Here is a 906-nt window from a genome sequence, read left to right as displayed (position 1 = left end):
TTTCATAAACATCGCCTGACGCGCTTCAAAATCTTCGGTGACTTTTTTCAATTTCGGCCAGTCGTTGTTCCAGCGGTCCTGATGAATACTGTCATCTATTTTCTTTTTCAGCTCCGGGTTTTTGGTGGCTTTGAGCTTTTCGACATAGAAACCGATGGTCAGTGGGTAGATGTTGGAGGCGTTATAGCTCTGTTGCCACAAATTCAGGATGGAGTAGGCTTCCACAATGTCCCGCTGACGGCCTACCGGGTCATGCAGGATCACAATCCGCGCCTGTTCATTGAAGTGCAGATAACTGTTGATTTCCTGGATAATCTTACCGGCGTCCATTTCGTAGCTGTCCTGAGTGGTCAGCGTATCAATACTGACGTCAGCCAAATCCAGTTCATTGATGTCTTTTTCAATGATGGCCTTGATGTTGGCAAACTGTTCCTGCCGGATTTTGTAATCGACAATCAGTTTTCGAAAATACTTGTCTGAGGCGTTAACCGCAAAAGGGGATTGCTTCTGTTCGAGATTGATAAACTGCATGGTTTTCTGCCGCAGTTCAAGACTGCTGTCAATCTTAGCCAGTACCGAGGAGTGCCACGGGTGTTCACTGTAGGCGATACTGATATTGATGACATCTTTGGCGACAAACAGGAATGGATGACCTTCGCCCCGAATGCCCGGCTCAGGGATAAGCCCTTCACTGGCATCTCTGCGGTTGAGAAACATATATTTTTTGAATTTCTCTACCCGCTGTTTTTTGCCGTTAACCTCTTTCTCTGACACGCAGTATTTAAAGATGTGCAGATAGCCCCGGGCCTTGCTGCCGCGAGCGGTAAGCGGGTCTTCTTCCTTAATGTATATCCAGCCGGGACGCAGAAGGCGGGCGGCATAGCCTTTGGTTTGTTGGAGTGATGA

General features: G+C 47.8%; 1 protein-coding gene. It reads right to left on the bottom strand.

Features of this window, described 5'->3' with window-relative positions; translation table 11 throughout:
* Nucleotides 1-906: toxin VasX (locus tag EAE93_RS23905; RefSeq protein WP_214040725.1), on the bottom strand; the 906-nt coding region annotated here is incomplete at both ends.

Origin of the sequence: Photorhabdus akhurstii, from assembly GCF_018448925.1 — a bacterium.
Classification (GTDB): domain Bacteria; phylum Pseudomonadota; class Gammaproteobacteria; order Enterobacterales; family Enterobacteriaceae; genus Photorhabdus; species Photorhabdus akhurstii.
This window is presented reverse-complemented; position numbering and strand designations above follow the sequence as displayed.